Below are 21,339 nucleotides of genomic sequence, written 5' to 3'. Positions count from 1 at the left end.
TTTATGAAAAATCCTCGGCGTTGAGTTCACTGAACTTTTTTTTCTTCTCCAAGAAATGTTTGAATACTATATTTTTCTTGTATATCATTGAGACATTCTTGTGCTTCAATGTTTTACGGCAGCGTATGAGTCTTGGCAGATGTCTGTAGAAACTGAAATGTGCTCTTACGACAGCAAAAAGATCTGCTATGCTGCCTTCGAACATGAATTTCAATCCTGCAATCCAATCGAGCAATATCCTGTAAAAAATAATGCCCAAGGCAGTGCCGTCCGGCAGGTTTTTCATCAACAGTGACAGGTTGTTGCGGAAGTTGAGATATGTCTTCCGTGCCGAACTTTTGGGTAAGGTGCCTCCTCCAATATGATATACAGTCGAATCGGGACAATACATTATCTTGTAGTCGAGGTTCTTCATCCTCCAGCAGAAGTCTATTTCCTCCATGTGGGCAAAGAAACTGTCGTCCAATCCTCCGTATTTGTGATATAATTCTGCCCGTACGAACATACATGCTCCCGTAGCCCAGAATACTTCTTTTACATCATCATATTGTCCTTCATCAGTCTCTAAATTTTGAAAGACACGTCCACGACAAAATGGATATCCGTATTTGTCTATGTATCCTCCGGCAGCACCTGCATATTCGAATTTGTTTCTATTATGATATGACAATAATTTTGGCTGACATGCTGCTATGCTTCTATCGCTGTCCATCAATGCAATAACAGGTTCTATCCAGTTGGGCGTCACCTCTATGTCGGAGTTCAGAAGTACATAATATTCGGTATCCACCTGACGTAATGCCATGTTGTATCCTGTAGAAAAACCACCGTTGCTTTCGTTAATGATAAGACGTACATCGGGAAAATTCTGTTTCATGAAATCAACGGAATCATCGGTGGAGCAGTTGTCTGCAACTATGACTTCTGCCATGTCTGTGCTGTATGACAAGACAACCGGCAAAAACTTTTCGAGAAATTTTTTTCCGTTATAGTTCAATATTACAACTGCTATTTTTTTCATGTGTGCAAAGATAAGTTTTTTTTAGTTTATATTATAAAATTTAATAAAAAAGAGGAGTTATATCAAAAACAACTCCTCTTAAAAAAGTATTTGTGGTATGGTATGTTTTTTGAAAATTACCTTGGATTATTGTAATAATCAACGGCTTTGTCTCCGTAAGAATTGGGATTTACAGTGCCATCGACATTGTAATCATAATATGTTCCGTATGTTCTGAAATATATCTCGTTGGACCAGCGATAGTTGCTCAATTCTCCCACTGCGTCTGAATGAATCTGGTAGAAATCGTTGGTCACTATGTCTCTTGTCATAAACACGAATTTCTTGTTACGCTGGTTTCCGAGAGTATAATAATGCCATATCTCGTATGGATAAGCACCCGGTTCGTTATAACTTTCGACTATTCTGTCTGGCGTTCCGTATTTCAGGAATACGATGCCTCTGTCACTCCTGTAGCCTTTTTTGGTGGAGGTGGAAAATGAGGCGTTGACTCTTTGAACCTGTTTGTAATATTCGTTCCATTGTTCTTCAGGATCTATCTGGTTTCTGCTTGACCAGAACGTATAGAAAAACTGTTGCATGGTTCTAATATCGTCGGTCTTGACAAGATTTTCGGCATATTGTCTTTCCACTTCAGACGAGATGGCATAAAGCGTTCTGATATATTCTCTTATGGTATCTATGTCTTTTATTCTCCCACTGAAAACATATTCCGTGTTGATGGATTCGAGTGCTGTAGGGTCTATCTGATAGTTGTTGTTGCTTCTTTGGAAGAAGAAACGGTTGAGACCGATGACTTCGTTGTTTCTGTTGCGTGCCTCGAGGACGAGATAATAATTGCCTGAAGGAAGTCCTGATATGTCCATGCTGTTGATGATGACTTCGGTGTCTTTGGCATTCATCCTTTTGGCGTATGCGAAATTATTGACTTTGGTATTAGTCTCGAAAGTACTGATGTATGTGTTTAAAAGATATTTCTCGTCTTCTCCGAGTTGCTTCTTGGCGTTATATATCTCAGCATAAAATGTGAGTTTGTTCATGTTTTCCGGATAATACGGCATTATCATGGGTATTAAGTCGTAACCATTTTTGGTACAGGCACTTTCTTTCTCACTTTTTGCATAACTCTCCAACCCCAATATACTTGAAATGCAGAAGTTGTCGGGAAAATCTACAACCACTTCGTCTTCAATGGTGAACGGTTTCTCTGTCTTGTTGTTGACATCTTCCATTGTCACCTCTAAAGTATAGGTCCCATTGGGAAGGATATAACGTTGTGCATCCAGGAAAAATCCATTGATATTGGCCGTATCGATTTCAACCGGACTTTTTACGGTGTATTTACCGAAGTTCTTAATTGCTTCACCTTGTTTTAACAATAACGTTATGTTGATTTCAGCTTCATATTGACCATCGGCATTTTTCACATATACGAGACTTCCGCGGTCGAATGTTATATATGTCTCTATATATTGATAAGGATTCTCTCCTGTTACATTGAATGTAGCATAGGAGATATATGAGTTCAACACTTTTTTTTCTTGCGCCTTCAACTGAAGACCTGTCAATACCATTAAACAAATCAAAAATACTCTTTTCATTTTTATCTGTTGTTGCAAATACTTATTTCGACGCAAAATTAACATCGCAATAAAAAAATGTCAAGGATTTTTACTTTGTATTTTATGGATAATTATCGACAAAATTTTTATAAACATGTAATAATCAATATTTTATAAAAAATACTTCTATATTTGGGAACGAAGGAAATGGAACATGAAATGATTTAAATCGTCCTTGGTATCGAAGATGGATTTGATTTTATTGCTTCTCTTGTTGGCTGCACTGTATGTCAGATTCAACAGAACGGCAATCTCAATGTCGGAAAATCCGGCAAAACTGAGTACCATAAACTTGAAATCTGATGTAGTGATGGATTCGTAATTCTTCCTTATAGTAGTGGCAAGGTTTGGGAAATTGTCGTTGAAAGCCTTAATTACAATGGATAACTGATTGTTTGTCAATGCAAAACGTGAGAAATCCTGCACGGTCTTTGTTAATATCACTACATCTTTGAGTTCCGCTTTTGCGGATTTGATGACTTCGCAGTTGATGAAATTATTGTAACTTTCTTCAAAATAAAGCATTGCATCTTTACGGGATGACAAATCTTCTATTTTTTTCGACATGTCGTCGATTATTTTGTCTTTTGATTCTATAATACTGTCTTTGGTTTTCAAGGATTCATGTGTTTCATGTATGGATTTTCTGACCTCCGACAGTCGGTTGTGTATTTTTTTCCTTCTGATAATGAAAACGATTATTATCAATGACAAAGTGACGATGACAAGTATTAGAAACAGTATGCGTATTTTGTCATGTTTTAAAGATTCTTCAGTATCTTTTTGGATTTTATACTGTTGGTAATCGTCATGAAGTTTTTCTATTTGAAGTTTAAGCGGAGTTTTTCTTATTTCAGCCGATGTCGCTTTAGCCTGATATTGTGTATATAAAAGTTCGTTGTCTTTGTCGTTAAGTTCAAAATATACGGCAGCGAGAAGTTCCGAGGCTGCGAGTTTGTCATTGTCGTCTCCATTTTCGAAACAATACAGAAGATGTTGTAAGGCTTCATCATAGTCACCCTTGTAATAAAAATATAGATACGATACCTTATGAAAATCCATGTCGTTCTTGTCGGCCGGGTCGATGCTCATGAAGATGGAGTCCGCGGTTTTGATGTCTCCTAATTCATAAAGAGCCGTTATCTTGCAAAAGTCTATTTTGTCGGCAAGATATTGAGGTATGTCGTTTTTCTCTTCGGCCATCTCATAATATAGCAGGGCAATGTCCGGAATATGGTTGTCATCGTATAATTTGCCCATCGTTATTAATAAGGTGATGACAGATTCGTTGTCGTCGGCATCTTCGAACAGCATGAGTGCGTTATCATAATAATAGGATGCTGTCTTTAACGAGTTGATGTCGGCAAATATGTCACCCAGACCGATATAAATGTCTGTCAATCTCTCGATGTCGTTATTGGAAGATGCGGCATGATGTTCTTTTATAGACGTTTCAGCATCCAAGGCGTGAAAATATGATATTGCAGAATTGAGGAAATCATGTTTTTCGGCATATTTTACAGCATCGTCTTGAAGATTTTGCGACAACAAAACGAGGAAGTCGTAATTTTTTGAAAGAGGTTTATGCCATTTTTTGTTGTTTTTTGCAGACAGCATATAAGCTATGGAGTCGATTTCCGCATGAGACAGACTTTGATAGGATTGGGCAAAAAGGGAGTTGTTAACACATGTCATGGAATAAGACACTGTGATAATCAATGATATCAAAAATATTTTAAAACTTTTCATACTCATTTGAGGTAACAAAGATATGTAAAAAAACGGCATGGAAAATATTTTTTTACAAAAATGTGGATGCATTAAAAAAATTTGTATTTTTGCAGCGGAGAAATGGCAGAGCGGTCGAATGCGGCGGTCTTGAAAACCGTTGTACAGCAATGTACCGGGGGTTCGAATCCCTCTTTCTCCGCGAGGGCGACTCGGCGACAGAGTCGCTTTTATAATAATAGGAGAGATGCCAGAGTGGTCGAATGGGGCGGTCTCGAAAACCGTTGATCGTTTTCACGATCCAAGGGTTCGAATCCCTTTCTCTCCGCAATAAAGGGTGAATATCAGCAAATTACGGATTTTACACCCAAATTTACACCCAAAATGTAAGTTTGGGTGTTTTAGCTATATTAAAGACCATGCATAATACAAAATCACTCTTGCATATTAATTCTTTGGCATCTAAATTTCCAGAAATAGTCAAGGAATGGTGTTATGAAAAAAATGGTGATTTAACCCCCGATGTGGTTCTTGCTGGTTCCCATAAAGAAGTATTTTGGAAATGTGCTCAATGTGGTCAAATTTATAAAATGAGAGTTTGTAATCGAACGGCACCATCAAGAGCTAAAACAACAAATAAATGCCCTATTTGCTTGGGAAGAATAATTATACCTGGATTCAATAGTCTTAAGGCTAAATTTAGCGAGATGATTGAAAATGATTGGGATTACGAATTAAATACAATAGACCCAGACACAATTCCTCCACATAGCAATAAAAAATACTGGTGGCATTGTAAAAACGGACATAAATATCAAGCTTCAGCTAATAACAGAACGAGTCAAACTGGCGTAAATTGTCCATATTGTTCTCATCAAAAACTAATAATCGAAAACTCTTTAGCCATACAAAATCCTAATTTGGCAAAAGAATGGGATTATGATAAAAATGTACTAACACCGTACGATATACCTGCATATTCTAATCAAAAGGTATGGTGGAAATGTATAAAAGGTCATAGCTGGTTGGCAAGAGTTAATAATAGAAATAATGGTAGAGGATGTCCAGAATGTTCAAAAGGTAAACACACATCATTTCCAGAACAAGTAATTTATTATTATGCGAAACTCCTTTTTCCAGATACAATAAATGGGGCTAAAATAGACAATATGGAAGTTGATATATTTATACCATCTATAAAAATAGGCATTGAATATGATGGTGAATATTATCACAATTCTGAGAAACGTCTTAAACATGATTTGCTAAAAAATAAAACGATGGAGAAGCGTGGTATTCATTTGATACGAATACGTGAAGATGGATGCCCTATTATAAAAGATACGACTTGTACTATATTTACTTTTAAGTATTCCTCTGATTATGGTAACTTAGGAATAGTAATCAAGAAATTGCTTGTTCTTTTATCAAAATTCACGACAACTGAAATTCATATTGAAGTAGACATTAATAAAATAAAGACTCAAATACTTAGTGAACTGTCTATTGTTCCTAGTGGACAAGATTTATTGTCGGTGAATCCAATATTATCACAAGAATGGGATTATAAGTTAAATTATCCTCTTACTCCAAACTTGGTATTACCGAAGTCCAGTAAAAAAGTTTTTTGGAAATGTAGTAAATGTGGATATGTTTGGGAAAGTCTTATAAGTTCTCGAAACAAAGGATCTGGATGTCCAAAATGTGCAAAGAAACAACATTATACTACAAACGAATGGATTAAGGAGGCGAAAAAAATTCATGGAAATAAGTTTGATTATACAAAGTCTGTATATGTAAATTCAAAAACGCCTATTATAATAACCTGTAAGATACATGGCGATTTTCAACAATTACCATCAGAGCATTTACAAGGTAAAGGTTGTAAATATTGCGCTAAACAAGCATTTCATGTCATAGATAGTTTGGCTAATAAATATCCGGAAATAGCATCAGAATGGGATTATGAACTAAATAATTCGACTGGATTTACTCCACAAAATATAGGTATTGATACTACTAGATTATTTTATTGGCATTGTAATAATGGAAAAAAAACATAGTTATAAAGCAACGATCGCAAGTCGAGTATATAGACATTCAGGATGTGCTGTATGCCATGGTAAACAAATATCTCCGGATAGAAGTTTAGCTATACTAAATCCTGCCTTAGCTGCGGAATGGTGTTCTGAAAATGATAAAACTCCTTATGAGGTAACTCCTAAATCTGATTATGAAGCCTTGTGGAAATGCCCTAATCCTAACCATCCGCCCTATAAACAAAAGGTTAGAGTTCGCTCAAGAGGAGTTGGATGTATATATTGCAGTCCTAAGGGGAAAAAACATCCGAAAGATTATGAAGATGAATTACATCGTATATTTCCAAATATCAAAATTTTGAAACCTTTTTCAAAGTCTAATGAACGTATTGAATGCCAATGTAAAAAATGTGGTTATATTTGGAATCCATACCCTTACTCTTTATTAAAGAGTAAAGGATGTCCTAATTGTAAAAATCTTGATTAATTACTTTTATAACGGTAGAACCCTTGCTTATAAATATTATTATATGTTATCTATTATATTACAGGTATTGAATGTTTTAATTTATTAAATTGTTAAGAAAACCATTCTGCCAATCGTGATTTGTCTATGAGAATATCCAACTTGGTTTCGCTGTTGATTTTTTTGAATACAATTTTGGCTTCCATCTTATCGACTTTGAAATGGTATTTGCGTCGTTCTAAGTAAAGTATTCTGCAATACCGGATTGCTTTGTCAGATACTATCGCTGCAGTCTATTCCAAATTGAAGTTGGTAAATTTATATGTTTCGTGATATAATAAAGAGGAGCAATCAAAATTCCATTTGATTGCTTCTCTTTACATAAATTGAGCAATTTAACAATTACAATTTGAATCCTCTACTTTTTCTTGGCTCTTCTATCGGTCTTCGTAAACTTTGCTGTAATTTATCCTGCCTACCGCATCCGGTACCGTTTCCTGAATAGCTGTGCGTTTTGGCACTTTCTTATCGACAATCTTAAACTTGATGAAGTCCGTGTCGAAAGGCACGTTGGAACTGTTCTTCGTCTGCGTATGCACGTAAAGCATCCCGTTATAGGTGTAAATCCCCTTGATTAAGAACTGTATGCCGAAACGCTTGCTGCCCAAGTGTCGCACTTTACGGTCATTGTTCTTGTAGATGCCCTGCATTAACTCACAAAGAATTAGTATATTTGCCACTAACAATAAATCAGCTTCATATATGATAGACAAAAATAAAATGGCTCCGGATATATGGAAATTGTGCGACGAAATATATCATAAGAATATAAAACTGAATGAAGGAAAAGCACAAATGTTTGACAAGCACCAGTTAAGGCAAACATCTTTTCATTTTTATTATTATGCTTATAAAGGAATGTTGGATGGAACCCTATGCACAAGAACCATCCAGCCTGAAATCCGAGATTATATGCTACATCGTATCTATGAAAAATACGGAATTGAAAGACTGAAAGTTGCTTTAGATGCTTTCAAAAAACATATAATCTATTACGAAAACAAACGGAATACCACCGTTCATAAAGAATGGGAGCTATATGATAAATACTCCAAATTGTTGCTTCAATCCCATAGCGAGCAAACTCCGGAAGACGAATTGTTACCGCTAATAGCAAATACTGACAGGCAAAAGATAATCAATGAGCTAAAATCTATTAAGATTACTGACCCCGAACAAATCACTGTCAATTCTAAGATTTATTTAAGGGATAATAAAACTATTGCGCAGTTGAAGTTATTACGCAATTTCACTTGCCAAATGTGTGAAACCCGGATACCTAAAGCGGATGGGACATTCTATATTGAAGCAGCACATATAACGCCGAAAGCACAAAAAGGCCCTGAATTGCCAGATAACATACTTATTCTCTGTCCGAATCATCATAAGGAATTTGATTTCGGAAAACTTATAATTTTAGAACGGAATGAGAAATATATTCATTTTAGTCTGAATGGAAAAGAATATACAATCTCACTAGAATTGAAATGAAAATTAAAAGTTTTTTCAAAAAACGCATCCCTGAACAAATAACCAAGGATGCGTTTTTCAATTTCTATTTTACTGGGGGCTGTCGTCCTTCGCCCCTCTCGTCGCCCGCCCCTTCAGCACCGACTTCTGTTGGTCGATGCGCACGTTCACATGGTCGATGAAAGTCGCATAGGGAGCATCACCGTTGACCACTGCAAGGGCATTCACCAAATCCACCAACGAGCGATAAGCCTCGTCGGTCGACTGGCGCGTTTGTTTCACGATGCCCACCGTGCGCGAAGCCTCCTGCACGGTGCGGGCGGATAATAGACACTACGCGCCTTGCTGAATGCTTTTTTGTAGAATGGCATAGTAGTATTTGTTTGATGTGTTTTTATATAATCCAAGGCAATATAGTATGTATATCGGAAGGCCCAAAGTAGTATATTGGGGCGGTCGATATAGTATATTGCCGGGGACGGGGTAAAGATATGCCGGAGGCATGTTTTTGTCAAGGGGCGTTGGGATATTTATCAAATGGCAGGATTTAGAAGACGAAATGGGAGAATTGGAGGATGTAATCTCAGCATTTACCTATTATGCTTGTAACCGTTTATTCTTTATTAATATTCTGAAATAAGGACATTTCCCATTTATGGATAAATCTTTATCATCATTACCTTTTCTGAACTTGATGATTTCAAATTGGTCTGGATTGAACTTATGCAGGAATGTAATAGGAACTCCCATGTATCCTGCGTAATCTGCCGGAATATCTTGTGTCTTGTCAATGTTAATCCCGTCGTAATTATCATATCTGGGATATTCTGCTTCATTTCCCTGATATTTTTTTGTAAGTACAATATCTTCATGTCGTTTGGGAGTTTCCAAGTTAGTCAGCCATAAACAATTGTTGGGCGAGATTATTCTGTTTCCTGCTTCGTCAATCCGTGCTTCCGTACCATAAAGTTCATAATGGTCTGGAACAATGAAACCGGAAATACCTCTTCCAAGATTAATGCCTAACCATACTTTGTTTTCTTTGATTAGCTGAAATATTTCTTTATAAGTTATCGCATTGATATTTCCTATAATAAGAAATTTTTTATCGTATTTGATTAACTGAGCCACATACTCTCTGAATAAGGAAAAAGGAGGATTGGTTACGACAATATCGGCTTGTTTTAACAGCTGTATGCTCTCTTGGCTGCGAAAATCACCATCGCCTTTGAAGTAAAGAAAATCCGAAGAATCCAAAATATCTTTTTCCCCCTCATCTGCTGTATATTCGAAGCAAAATGCTTTTTCGTTTTCTTTCGCATTGAACAAATCGTTTGTTTGTTCCTTGTAGCATGCGGTTATCAGCTTTTTTAATCCCAATTCTTTGAAGTTATTGGCAAAATAGTTGAAAAAATTACTGTTCCGCGGATCGTCACAATTACAATAGACCACTTTATCCTTGAAGTGTTCTTTGTAATGCTGCAATTCGCTGGCTATATCTGAAAGTTGTGTGTAAAACTCGTCACTTTTCAATTTTTTAGCCTTCTGTAATAACATATTTGTTGCGTTCCTTGCCATTTCAATCTATTTTTAATGGTTTGTTTTCGTGAGTTGGTTGAACAGTTCGCTACCTAATATTTGCAAAGAGGTTTTTGAAATCTCAAGCATTATATCAAACATATCCTGTGCATTCCATTTTTCACCCTTTCCTTGTGTATAGATGGAAGTAGCTTGGAGCATAATCATTTTATCTCCATGCTTTACAAACTTATTCTTGCATAAATTCGTATTGATTGGCATTCCATAATTAGCCGCAGTCAATCTATCCAGTCTGTTCAACATTCCTGAGTTGTATTCCAGCGTTACAACTCTTCCATCAGGTCTTGTTATAAAAATAGTTTCGGTCAGGAAGTCTGAACCTTCAAGAAACAAAGCATAAGGAAAATGGGATTCAGACAACATCAAATTGGCTATTTCAGAAATATTCTTGTGAGACCTTTCTATCGCATTGCCGGCAGCCATCAGGTCTTGATTGTTGTTTTTACCTACCAACTTTCCTTTCCTGATATTCTCAACATCTTTCCCTTGATGCTTGGCTTCTGATACCAAAACAACCCTCCAATTGTTATTGTCATCTTTCACCTCTATAATTCCACCATCAGGTATAATGCTTGAATGAGGTACAAAAAGTGTTTGTCCCAATTCTGGATCAACCTTCTTTAATGCTTCATTTATTTCCTCTTTTGTAATGCTTGTCCTGTAACGGAAAGATAACTGCGGAAACTCTTCCTTCAAGTGTTTGATTACGTAATGAGAAATTTTTCCAACCGTCATATCGTGTAGTTTAGCTTCTTCACCGAAGATGCCAATTACACCTTTTGATTCTTTTTGTTGTTCCGTTAATCTATTTGATTGATTCTTTTTAGCCATATTTTTCTCATAAATATATCACTTTGCAAAAATAGTAAAATATGGCGATAATCTATATGATGTTAAGTAGTTTTATGTTATATCGCCCTGTGCACTATATTCTCAAATACAGAATAACCAAGGTAATTTTTTGTAATTTGTTTCTTTTATGAACGGGTAGAGAAGCTACTAGAATGTATACTGTCCCAAAAAGTGTGTAAAATTCAAAGTTTGATATTTTTGTAGTAGATAAATTTTTAAAAAACAAAACATGAATTTTACATAGGAGCAAAGATACGAAATTATTGAAAAGATAATCAAAGAAGGAAAAGGAATAGAAGAAATACTGAAAATGAGTCTTGAGATACTGATGAAGGCGGAAAGGGAAGGACATAATGCCACAAGCAAAGACATGAGTAATGGATAACGGAAAGTTCATCTTTTTGGAGTGACATATTTAATGATTTGAAAAACAGAGGAGTAAAAGAGACATGGTTGGTGGTGCCGGACGGATAGGTATAGAGAATGTTATGAACAAACATTATAAAGAAGCGGAAATACAGTTATGTACGGTACATTTACAAAGAGAATGTCAAAAATACATCAAACCCAAGCACAAGGCAGAGATGACAATGGACCTCAAGGAAGTATTCAGCTGCGATGATAAAAATGATACGAAAGCAGCAGGAATGGAAAGATGGAAAGAGTTCTGTAAGAAATGGAAAGAATATTATCCTGTTTTTGGTAATAAGATGAACAATGAGAGGAATGTTTATTATTTCACATATTTGGAATATAATTATAAAATAAGAAGTATGATATACACGACCAATTGGATAGAGAGACTAAACAGGGATTATAAAAGGACAACGAAAATGAGAGGGGCGTTACCTAATCCGGAATCAACGATATTGTTGTCGGAACATGTGGCGATGACGAGAAAAAGTTATGAATATAAGATACCATTATTCAAGATGGAAAATAAGAAATTCAGATGGGAGGAATAAAAAGTTATTGTCAGAGCAGCCCGCTTCGGCAAGCCTGCGCGATCTGCTCTGACAATTATTTGACAAATTAAAAAAATGTATATATTTGCAGTCGAAATATGAATCTCAATTACACACTTTTTGAAACACTACCATGAAATATATAATCATCATTCTGATACTTGGTTGCATAGTAATTCCAATTTTGCATTATCTGCGAAATATTAAATTACTATACTCTGTATCTTCTCTAAAGCGAGGGACAAAGGCAGAACGCAAACTGGTAGTTAAAATGCTGAGAAAGGGTTTTCGTCCGGATGCCATATTTCATGACCTTTATCTGCAAAAGAGAAACGGTGAGTTTTCGCAAATAGATATAGTTGTGGTAACACCGCAAGGATTACTTGCCATAGAGGTAAAAGATTATAGCGGATGGCTGTTCGGCAATGAGAAACAGCAATATTGGACCAAGGTCCTGAATTATGGCAAGGAAAAGTATCGTTTCTACAACCCGATCATGCAGAATGCCGGGCATATAAAGGCACTTCGGGAACAGTCTGAACAATTGGCCCGCTTGCCTATATTTAATGTTGTCCTTTTCGCAGGAAATTGTACACTCAAAAATGTGAATTATTGGGCATACAATACTTTTGTTGGGTATGCCAATAACATTAACTATGTATTGAAAAAGATAAAGAAGTTTCCGTTAGCTCAATATACTGATACTAAAGGTGTTGTACGTCTGCTTAGCCAAGCTGTGGAGAACGGGAATAATCCGGAAATAATCGCCCGCCACCTGGATTTTGTACGCAGAAACCGTGTCGGAGCCCCGCCACCTGTCATAAGCGGTGGCAACAGACTATTTAGGTTAATATGGAGACGGTTGATAAAACATTAATGCAATAGCATAGTTGAAGTTTTACCATGCATTATTGAAACAAAGAAAAGTATTTATAATAACTGAATCCAAAAAAGCGTATATTCGAGAAAATGGGGGAAGAGATCTAAATTCCAGAAGTGCCGCCAAAGGACGAATGGAACGTATCGAATATTGATTTACGCGACACAGCATTTCGAAAGGAGATTGATGCTATACCACTGAAATCATGACTAAACTGCTGACCCGCGACAAATTGTTTGCGCCATCAACATTGTAGTGCTTCTGCTCCAAGTACAAGACGGGACGGATACAGTTTTTCTGCAAAGTCTTGCGCTGTGACAATTCTGTTTTGCAGACTTTCCGTATTCCGCGTGAAAGCCGGGAAGATACTCTCCGACACTAAGATAACGGAACTGCTTGCCAATGACCGCACTGGAATAGTCAACGGGTCCAATAGCAAACAGGCAGGGAAGACACAGATCCCGTTAGAGACTGCAAACATTTCAGACAGTCTAATGACGTTTCCGGAAGTGCGAAAACATTTCGTTTCTTATGACAATCTGCAATGTTTACCGTTGGAATTATAATCATTAGTATTTATGCAAGTGTTTCCCTTGTTTTCTTGATTATGATAATTGATTTCAAATGTCGTCATGTTACGACTTTGTTTGATTGTCCATTTGTATTATATGATTATTATATATTCAAATGATTGTTATTTACGGATTTATTTTTAATTGTTGTTTTTTTATATTCCAAATGTATCTCCATATAAACGTGTCATGGATTTTTGTCGGTTTTCGGCAGTTGTTCTTAAGCAAAGATTCAAGGAAATAAGGCTTCTTTGGTATGTTAAACCTGCAAATTGTTTCGTGTTTAACAGCTTTTTCAGGTAAATTATTTCTAATATTCTGATTGTCAATATGTAAATTTTGAATAAAAAATCATGTATGTCATAAAAATATTTTTATCTTTGCAGAATAAATTAGTAAAGAAGAAAAAAGAGAGACTAAGTTATAATTGAGTTGTGTAATTTAAATCATTGATTAGTAATAGATAAAATTATTAAGTCATGCAAAAACAGAATGAAAATCCTGAAATCGACAAAAAGATGTCGATTAAAAATGAGGTCGATGTTTTGGTTAAGAATGCAGAACTGGCATTGAAAGAATATATTACATTCGACCAAGAGAAGATTGATAAGATTGTTTATGCCATGTCGTTGGCCGGATTGGACAACTATATGACACTTGCAAAGATGGCAGTAGAAGAGACGGGGAGGGGAGTCTTTGAAGATAAAATGGTGAAGAATATCTTTGCAACCGAATATATATGGAATTCTATCAAGAATGAAAAAACAGTTGGTGTAGTTTCCGACAATGAGTTGGAAGGATACGAAGAGGTGGCAGAGCCTGTCGGTATTGTAGCCGGCGTGACACCTGTTACAAACCCTACGTCAACGACTATGTTCAAGTCACTCATCTGTACGAAGGCACGTAACCCTATCATCTTCGGATTTCATCCATCGGCACAAAAGTCTTCTGCAGCAGCAGCCAAGATATTGAGAGATGCGGCAATAGCTGCCGGAGCTCCGGAATATTGTATCCAATGGATAGAACATCCTTCTATCGATGCTACTGAGGCTCTTATGAATCATCCTAATGTTTCTCTCATCCTCGCCACAGGAGGTTCCGGCATGGTGAAAGCAGCCTATAGCTGCGGAAAACCTGCCATAGGCGTCGGTCCCGGTAACGCTCCTTGCTATATTGAGACTTCTGCCAACGTGAAACGTGCCTGTACTGACCTTATGATGTCCAAGACTTTCGACAATGGCATGATATGCGCTTCGGAACAGGCTGTAATAGTCGATAAAGTGGTGTCTAAACTTTTTGAAGACTATATGAAAGCCAATAACTGTTACTTCTTGAATGAGAAAGAGATAGAATTGGTGTCTAAATTTGTTATCAATAGTGAGAAAGGTGCTGTCAACCCTGATGTGGTGGGTAAAAGCGCTTCATGGATTGCAGAGAAATCCGGAATTAAAGTGCCTGAGAAAACCAAGATATTGCTGGCACGTCTGAAAGGTGTGGGTCCTGAATATCCGCTGTCACGTGAGAAACTGTCTCCGGTATTAGCTTATTATATAGTGGAAAATCATGAAGAAGGTTTTGATATCTGCGGAAAGATGCTTGACTTCGGAGGACTTGGCCACTCTGCCATCATTCATTCGACAAATAACCAACTTATCGAAGAGTTCGGCAAAGCCATGCGCGTCGGAAGAATAATAGTAAATCAGCCTTCATCGCAAGGTGCCATAGGAGATATTTACAATACAAATACTCCGTCCCTTACGCTCGGCTGCGGTTCCTACGGTCATAACAGTACTACAGCCAACGTGTCAACAGTTAACTTGATAAATAAAAAGAAAATAGCAAAAAGAAGAGTCAATATGCAATGGTTTAAGGTGCCGCCCAAGATTTATTTTGAATATGGTTCAGTGCAATATCTTGAAAAAATGGATGACATATCGAGAGCTTTTATAGTCACCGACCCTACAATGGTACAACTCGGCTATGTTGATAAAGTGCTGTATTATCTCAGAAAACGTGCGCAATATTGTCATTCCAAGATTTATTCGGATGTAGAGCCGGATCCGGATGTGGAAACGATAAGAAGAGGTGTTGCCGAAATGCAGAATTTCAATCCTGATGTCATTATAGCCCTCGGCGGCGGTTCTGCAATAGATGCAGCAAAAGGAATGTGGCTTTTCTTTGAACACCCTGAGACTACTTTCGATGGCATAAAACAAAAGTTTATGGATATCAGAAAAAGAGTGGTGAAGTTCCCTAAACTTGGTTCCAAAGCTAAGTTTGTTGCTATTCCCACAACTTCCGGAACAGGTAGCGAGGTTACGGCTTTTGCTGTCATCACGGATAGAAAGAATGGCAATGTCAAATATCCGTTGACGGACTATGCACTCCGTCCTGATGTCGCCATCATAGACCCGCAGTTTGTTACGAGTCTTCCTAAATCGGCAACAGCAGACACAGGTCTTGACGTGCTTACTCACGCCCTCGAGGCTTACGTCTCCAATATGGCAAACGACTATACCGACGGTCTCTGTCTTCAGGCTATCGACTTGGTGTTCTCTTATTTGAAACGTGCCTACGACAATGGAGCCAAAGACCTTAAGGCAAGAGAGAAGATGCATAATGCCTCATGTATTGCAGGTATGGCATTTACCAATGCTTTCCTCGGTCTGAATCACAGTATGGCTCATAAACTTGGCGGAGAATATCATATACCTCACGGAAGAGCCAACGCCTTGCTCTTACCATACGTTATTGCTTATAATGCTTCCAAACCGGATAAATTCGCCATATTCCCAAAATATGAATATTTTGTCGCTGACGAACGTTATGCCAAAGTGGCAAGGTTCCTCGGCATGGGAGGCAAGACTACACAGGATGGCGTGAACAACCTGATAGCAGCCATACGTAAACTGATGAAAGATATGAATATGCCAATGTCGATAAAAGAATGTGGCATAGACGAGAATATTTTCATGAGTAACCTGAGAGGTTTGGCAGAACGTGCTCATGAAGACCAGTGTACGGGCGCTAATCCGCGCTACCCGCTTATAGAAGACATAATTGAAATTTATAAGAAGGCTTATTATGGCGAATGATAATTGAAAATATGTGCCGTACCAGGAAGTACGGCACATGATCGTTAAAAATAAAATCAATCTTAAAAAACATTTATCAAAACGAATATATCAAATAATTAAAGGAGGAATAATTATGAATATCAAAGTTTGTGTCGGAAGTTCATGTCATTTGAAAGGTTCATACGATGTGATAGAGGTTTTCAAAGAGATATTGAAAAAATATGATGTTGAAGACCTTGTCGATTTGCAGGCGAGCTTCTGTCTTGGCTTTTGCTCACAGGGTGTTACAGTGAAAGCTGACGACCTTGACGAACCGACGGTGAAACAAATAGGGAAGGATGAGCTTTTTATTCACAATGTGAATAAAGACAATGCAGAAGAGTTGTTTGCCAAAGAGATATATCCTTTGTTGAATCTGAAATAATAATTCGTCATGGCTCAATATCTCGAATTTCGTGATGCAAAATGCAGGGATTGCTACAAATGTTTGAGAGGTTGTCCTGTAAAAGCTATAGATGTCAAGGGGCATCAGGCTACTATTATAGAAGACAGATGTATCTTGTGCGGACATTGTACGCTGATATGTCCGCAAAATGCCAAGGTGGTTCACAGTGAGATGAATGATGTGAAAAGTCTGCTGCAGAGCGGAAATAAAGTGATAGCAAGTGTGGCACCTTCTTTCATCTCGAGTTTTGGCTTGAAAGACTTCTCTGTGTTTAAATTGGCATTGGCAAAATTGGGTTTCTTCGATGCTGAAGAGACAGCGATTGGTGCTCAGGCAGTGGTTCAGGAATATAAAAAACTCCTGAAATCAGGGCAGTTCAAGAATTTTATCACTTCAGCCTGTCCTGCCGTATGCCGCATGATACAGGAATATTATCCTAAGGCATTGCCGTATCTCGCACCTGTGGATTCCCCTATGATAGCACATGCCAAAATCATTAAAAAACAGTATCCCGATGCCAAGATAGTGTTTATCGGACCTTGTATTGCCAAGAAACGCGAGGCTGCTGAAAGTTCTCTTATTGATGGAGTGCTGACATTTGAAGACATGGTTACTATGTTTGAAGAGAAAAACATCATATTGGAAGATATAACCAATGTCATGATAAATAATAAAGCCGGCAACCATTTCAACCTCGCCAAGTCGTTCCCTATAAGTCATGGTATCATAAAATCTTTTGACGTGCTGCCTGATAATTATGAATATATGGCTGTCGATGGCCCTGACCGTTGTGCTACGGCATTGGAGAATATTGAAAGTCTCAGTAATGTATTTATAGAGATGAATATTTGTGAGGATGCCTGTGTGAACGGACCATGCAGCTTGGAACGCAAAGGCGGCAGCATCAAGGCTACATCCGATGTACGCGATTACGTCAACAGAGAAAAAATCGCCTTGCTTTCACCGGAACCTGATATTCACTCTGATGTGGATATTACAGCAACATATCCACGCATCCGCAATCACAGTTTGCCGGTGCCTGAACGCGAAATAGAGGCTATATTGCATAAAACCGGCAAGTTTAAGAAAGAAGATGAACTCAATTGCGGCGCTTGCGGATATGCCACATGCCGTGAAAAGGCATGGGCTGTGTATAACGGATATGCCGACATAGAGATATGTCTGCCTTATATGCGTAAACGCGCTGAGTCTATGTCATACGAGATAATAAAGAATAGCCCCGAAGGTCTTATTGTACTTGATTCTGATATGAAGATAGTGGAAATCAACGACAAGGCTTGCGATTTGCTCGGTATAGACGACCCTCGTGCCATTGGGCGTCCTGCTGTGGACTTCTTTAACCCTGCCGACTTCATGATAGCTTATAGCGAGAAACGTCATGTGGATATAAAAGGAATGTTTGTACCCAAGACTAAATGTTATATCGACTTGTCAATAAATTTCTTGAAAGAACATGACTTCCTGTTCGGCATCATGAAAGACGTCACCGAAACTATCAACTATAATGAAGAGTTGAAGAAAATGAAGATGGAAACCATAGAGACTACTGATGAAGTGATAAAGAAACAGATGCGTGTGGCTCAGGAAATTGCGTCTTTGTTGGGTGAGACTACAGCTGAGACAAAGGTGGCTTTGCTGAAACTTAAGAAAACATTGTCGGATTAGTGAAAGGAGTATAACATGGAACTGTGTTTGGAATGTGGTTGTACTTCTTTGAATAAATATGGAGAAGAACTTTGTGGCGACAATGTAGAGATCAGCCGCAACGGGGATTATACCACTCTCGTCCTTGCCGACGGCTTGGGTAGCGGCGTGAAGGCTAATATCTTGTCCACGCTGACTTCCAAGATATTGTGTACCATGGTTTCCAATGACATAGACATGTATGAATGCGTGGAGACTATTATACAAACTCTTCCGGTTTGTAAAGAACGAGGCGTGGCATATTCTACATTCTCCCTTATTCATGTTAATAATAAAGGAGAGGGCTATCTGTTTGAGTTCGACAACCCTCAGGCTATATATTATCATGAAGGACGTTGCACTGATTTCGACCGTACCGCATTGGATATCTGTGGTAAAAAAGTATATAAATCCGATTTGAAACTCTCGAAAGACGATTGTATTCTTGTTATGTCTGATGGTACCATTCATGCCGGCATAGGTATGATACTTAATTTTGGATGGCAACGCCCACAAATTATAGAACATCTGAATAATAACATTAAACCGACAATGTCTGCAAGAGCAATAGCGTGCCTTCTCGCTTCCGCCTGTAACGATTTGTATCTCGACAAACCCGGAGATGATACTACAGTGGCAGCGTTGAAAATACGTGAGAAATTGAATGTCAATATCATGGTTGGACCTCCGGTGGATAAGGAAAAAGACGACTTTTATGTTTCGAACTTTTTAAGTGGTGATGGAAAAAAAGTGGTCTGCGGCGGAACGAGTTCCATGATAGTCGCTCGATATCTTAAAACGACGGTACGCACAAGTTTCGATTTCCCGGATAAGGAGGTGCCCCCGATAGGTTATATCGACGGCATCGACTTGACAACGGAAGGCGTTATAACACTGAGAAGACTGCTGCAACTGTCGGAACGTTATCTTTCTATCCATGACCTGACACCTAAGACATTTACCAAGACTGATGGGGCTTCGCTGCTCGCTACTGTGCTTTTTGAAGAGGCTACGGATATTAAGTTTTTCGTCGGTCAAAGTGTCAATGTGGCTCACCAGGGATTGCCGATAGATACTACAATGAAATTGAAACTCGTGGAGAAACTTGCAGAGAATCTGCGTGCCATGGGTAAGTCTGTTATTCTTAATTACGATTAATTCATATTTGTTATGACAAATAATAGAGTTTTTGATACCAATGTACAGTTGGAGAAGTACAAGGTTTTGAAAGAAGTCATTCGCCGTGCTTATGAAGGTGGACTTGAAGATGCTTATATCGATATTCCAAAGATCATAGCTCCGGGTCCAAAGGCTGAAACACGCTGTTGTGTTTATAAAGAACGTGCCATCATACAGGAACGTGTGAAACTTGCCATGGGTGGCGATAAAGATAATCCTAATGTCATCGAGGTTATCGATACTGCATGTGATGAATGTCCTATCGACAGTATATATGTCACACCGGCATGCCGCGGCTGCTTGATGCATAGCTGTGCCGAGGTTTGTCCTCAAAATGCTATAACGATAGTCAACAACAAGGCCGTTATTAATAATGAGAAATGTATCGAATGCGGTAAATGTACAAAGGCTTGTCCTTATTCTGCTATCTTGGCATTGCATCGTCCTTGTGTCCAAAGCTGCAAAGCAAAGGCTATTACGATGAATGATTATGGTAAGGCTTCCATAGATAATGAGAAATGTATAGAATGCGGCGCTTGCGTCTATAAATGTCCTTTCGGTGCAATAAGCGATAAATCCCTTGTCCTCGATATTATAGATATTTTAAAGAAATCTGATAATAACAAGAATTACAGGGTCTATGCCGTGATAGCTCCTTCTATTGTCAGCCAATGCCGTTTCGGAAGAGTATCGCAGGTGGTGACAGCTATCATGAAGTTGGGATTCCATCAGGTGGTGGAGGTCGCCCTCGGTGCTGATATTACATTGTATCACGAGGCTAATGAGTTTAAAGAACGTCAACTGCTTACCACTTCATGCTGTCCTTCTTTTGTGGCTTATATCGAGAAAAACTTCCCTGACCTCGCTAAATATATCTCTCATTCTGTATCGCCTATGGTTGAGGTGGGACTGTTGATAAAACGTTCCGACCCTACAGCCAAAGTGGTGTTTATCGGACCTTGTAGCTCCAAAAAGAAAGAATATAAACTTGCCAAGACAAAAGGCGCAATAGATAGTGTGATGTCTTTTGAAGAGTTGCAGGCGTTCCTCGATGCCCGTAATATCGATACTACCGCTATGGATGACACCGAGTTGAATAACGCATCGTTCTATGGAAGAATATTTGCAAAATCGGGCGGCATAGCACAAGGCATAACCGAAATGGGTGCCGAGATGGGAGTGGACAATATCAATCCTGTGGCGATGAACGGCCTGGATGAATGCAAGATGAACCTGCTTAAACTGAGAGTGGGCAAGTCTCCGTACAACTTCTTTGAAGGTATGGCATGTGAGGGCGGATGTCTTAATGGCCCTCTCTGTATTACCCATAGTCCTAAAAATATTGTCGATGTCGAGAAATATGGCAACGAGGCAAAAGAAAAAGATATATTCAATTCAGTTAAACTGTATGAACTGAAGACCTGATGTCATAGGTTCTTATATATGAGTATTGATTTAAGAGATGTGTCGGATCGATAGATTTGATACATCTCTTTTCTTATTTTGCCGAAGGATCACAAAAAATATCCGGCGCAAAAACATGAAACATGGAGTTGTACGGTAGTGTTTCAAAAAGTGTGTAATTGAGATTCATATTTCGACTGCAAATATATACATTTTTTTAATTTGTCAAATAATTGTCAAAGCAGATCGCAAAGGC

General features: G+C 38.1%; 15 protein-coding genes, 2 tRNA genes and 3 pseudogenes. 13 read left to right on the top strand and 7 right to left on the bottom strand.

The features are described 5' to 3' along the window. Nucleotide 1 precedes the first annotated feature (1 nt). The 3 genes from ACZOVS_RS06020 to ACZOVS_RS06010 all read right to left on the bottom strand — a co-directional run bounded on the left by ACZOVS_RS06020 (nucleotide 2) and on the right by ACZOVS_RS06010 (nucleotide 4,392). Nucleotides 2–1,021: a glycosyltransferase family 2 protein gene (locus ACZOVS_RS06020; RefSeq protein ID WP_483996328.1), complete on the bottom strand. Its 1,020-nt coding sequence runs from the start codon at nucleotides 1,019–1,021 to the stop codon at nucleotides 2–4. Between the two features lie 116 nt (nucleotides 1,022–1,137). Next, a complete protein-coding gene (locus ACZOVS_RS06015) occupies nucleotides 1,138–2,622 on the bottom strand; it encodes a GWxTD domain-containing protein (RefSeq protein WP_483996327.1) in 1,485 nt (494 codons plus the stop codon). A 147-nt stretch (nucleotides 2,623–2,769) separates the two neighbouring features. Further along, complete coding sequence (locus ACZOVS_RS06010) at nucleotides 2,770–4,392, bottom strand: hypothetical protein (protein WP_483996326.1); 1,623 nt, start codon at nucleotides 4,390–4,392, stop codon at nucleotides 2,770–2,772. Nucleotides 4,393–4,488: 96 nt separating this feature from the next. Here ACZOVS_RS06010 and ACZOVS_RS06005 point away from each other — a divergent pair. The 4 genes from ACZOVS_RS06005 (at nucleotide 4,489) to ACZOVS_RS05990 (ending at nucleotide 6,897) form a co-directional block, all read left to right on the top strand. Beyond that, nucleotides 4,489–4,573 (top strand) — tRNA-Ser (locus tag ACZOVS_RS06005). Between the two features lie 39 nt (nucleotides 4,574–4,612). Continuing rightward, nucleotides 4,613–4,699 (top strand) — tRNA-Ser (locus ACZOVS_RS06000). 64 nt (nucleotides 4,700–4,763) lie between these two features. Continuing rightward, nucleotides 4,764–6,434, top strand: coding sequence for a zinc-ribbon domain-containing protein (locus tag ACZOVS_RS05995; RefSeq protein ID WP_483996325.1), 1,671 nt, complete (start codon nucleotides 4,764–4,766; stop codon nucleotides 6,432–6,434). Next, complete coding sequence (locus ACZOVS_RS05990) at nucleotides 6,418–6,897, top strand: zinc-ribbon domain-containing protein (protein WP_483996324.1); 480 nt, start codon at nucleotides 6,418–6,420, stop codon at nucleotides 6,895–6,897. The genes ACZOVS_RS05995 and ACZOVS_RS05990 overlap by 17 nt, the downstream gene beginning before the upstream one ends. Before the next feature lie 425 nt (nucleotides 6,898–7,322). On the opposite strand, the pseudogene ACZOVS_RS05985 reads toward ACZOVS_RS05990, so the two are convergent. Further along, nucleotides 7,323–7,586 (bottom strand): annotated as a pseudogene (locus ACZOVS_RS05985) (DUF4138 domain-containing protein); the annotation flags it as partial. Between the two features lie 52 nt (nucleotides 7,587–7,638). Here ACZOVS_RS05985 and ACZOVS_RS05980 point away from each other — a divergent pair. Next, a complete protein-coding gene (locus ACZOVS_RS05980; protein WP_483996323.1) occupies nucleotides 7,639–8,427 on the top strand; it encodes an HNH endonuclease in 789 nt (262 codons plus the stop codon). Between the two features lie 69 nt (nucleotides 8,428–8,496). Here the strand turns inward: ACZOVS_RS05980 and ACZOVS_RS05975 are convergent. From ACZOVS_RS05975 to ACZOVS_RS05965, 3 genes and pseudogenes are all read right to left on the bottom strand, one after another. Beyond that, nucleotides 8,497–8,724 (bottom strand): annotated as a pseudogene (locus tag ACZOVS_RS05975) (DUF6261 family protein); the annotation flags it as partial. Between the two features lie 279 nt (nucleotides 8,725–9,003). After that, nucleotides 9,004–9,984, bottom strand: coding sequence for an adenine-specific methyltransferase EcoRI family protein (locus ACZOVS_RS05970; protein WP_483996322.1), 981 nt, complete (start codon nucleotides 9,982–9,984; stop codon nucleotides 9,004–9,006). Between the two features lie 12 nt (nucleotides 9,985–9,996). Further along, on the bottom strand, nucleotides 9,997–10,836 hold the full coding sequence (locus ACZOVS_RS05965) for an EcoRI family type II restriction endonuclease (protein ID WP_483996321.1): 840 nt from the start codon (nucleotides 10,834–10,836) through the stop codon (nucleotides 9,997–9,999). Nucleotides 10,837–11,280: 444 nt separating this feature from the next. Between ACZOVS_RS05965 and ACZOVS_RS05960 the strand changes: the two are divergent. From ACZOVS_RS05960 to ACZOVS_RS05925, 8 genes and pseudogenes are all read left to right on the top strand, one after another. Beyond that, a pseudogene (locus ACZOVS_RS05960) lies at nucleotides 11,281–11,822 on the top strand (transposase). A gap of 133 nt (nucleotides 11,823–11,955) precedes the next feature. Beyond that, the gene (locus ACZOVS_RS05955; RefSeq protein WP_483996320.1) at nucleotides 11,956–12,699 is read left to right on the top strand and encodes a nuclease-related domain-containing protein; all 744 of its coding nucleotides are present in this window, start codon (nucleotides 11,956–11,958) and stop codon (nucleotides 12,697–12,699) included. A 317-nt stretch (nucleotides 12,700–13,016) separates the two neighbouring features. After that, nucleotides 13,017–13,268 carry a topoisomerase C-terminal repeat-containing protein gene (locus ACZOVS_RS05950; RefSeq protein ID WP_483996319.1) on the top strand — a complete coding sequence of 84 codons (252 nt, stop codon included), beginning with the start codon at nucleotides 13,017–13,019 and terminating at the stop codon, nucleotides 13,266–13,268. Between the two features lie 485 nt (nucleotides 13,269–13,753). After that, entirely contained in the window at nucleotides 13,754–16,369 is a 2,616-nt protein-coding gene (gene adhE / locus ACZOVS_RS05945) for a bifunctional acetaldehyde-CoA/alcohol dehydrogenase (protein WP_483996318.1), read from the top strand. A 115-nt stretch (nucleotides 16,370–16,484) separates the two neighbouring features. Beyond that, entirely contained in the window at nucleotides 16,485–16,775 is a 291-nt protein-coding gene (locus ACZOVS_RS05940) for a (2Fe-2S) ferredoxin domain-containing protein (RefSeq protein ID WP_483996317.1), read from the top strand. 9 nt (nucleotides 16,776–16,784) lie between these two features. Then, nucleotides 16,785–18,482 carry a [Fe-Fe] hydrogenase large subunit C-terminal domain-containing protein gene (locus tag ACZOVS_RS05935; protein ID WP_483996316.1) on the top strand — a complete coding sequence of 566 codons (1,698 nt, stop codon included), beginning with the start codon at nucleotides 16,785–16,787 and terminating at the stop codon, nucleotides 18,480–18,482. 15 nt (nucleotides 18,483–18,497) lie between these two features. Beyond that, on the top strand, nucleotides 18,498–19,658 hold the full coding sequence (locus ACZOVS_RS05930; RefSeq protein WP_483996315.1) for a SpoIIE family protein phosphatase: 1,161 nt from the start codon (nucleotides 18,498–18,500) through the stop codon (nucleotides 19,656–19,658). 12 nt (nucleotides 19,659–19,670) lie between these two features. Further along, a complete protein-coding gene (locus ACZOVS_RS05925) occupies nucleotides 19,671–21,104 on the top strand; it encodes a 4Fe-4S dicluster domain-containing protein (protein ID WP_483996314.1) in 1,434 nt (477 codons plus the stop codon). The last annotated feature ends 235 nt before the right edge of the window (nucleotides 21,105–21,339 follow it).

Source organism: Candidatus Limimorpha avicola (assembly GCF_056978975.1).
Note: the sequence above shows the minus strand (reverse complement) of the source record. Positions and strands in the feature narration are given on the sequence as shown.